The following is a 237-nucleotide window of genomic DNA, read 5'->3' as shown; positions in this document are numbered from 1 at the left end:
AAGGCTACGCCACCGGCCAGTTCGGCAAGAACCACCTGGGCGACCGCGACGAATACCTGCCGACCAATCACGGCTTCGACGAGTTCTTCGGCAACCTCTACCACCTCAACGCCGAGGAAGAGCCGGAGCGCCCGTACTGGCCGAAGGACGACCCGGCCTTCATCAAGGCCGCTTCGCCGCGCGGGGTGATCCATTCCTTCGCCGACGGCAAGATCGAGGACACCGGCCCGCTGAACA

Annotated in this window: 1 pseudogene; it reads left to right on the top strand. The window is 65.0% G+C overall.

Going from position 1 to position 237, the window contains the following annotated elements:
- Positions 1–237: pseudogene (locus tag J5M67_RS29400) on the top strand (arylsulfatase); the annotation flags it as partial.

The sequence above is a fragment of the Pseudomonas sp. 30_B genome (assembly GCF_017491605.1).
Taxonomy (GTDB): domain Bacteria; phylum Pseudomonadota; class Gammaproteobacteria; order Pseudomonadales; family Pseudomonadaceae; genus Pseudomonas.
This window is presented reverse-complemented; position numbering and strand designations above follow the sequence as displayed.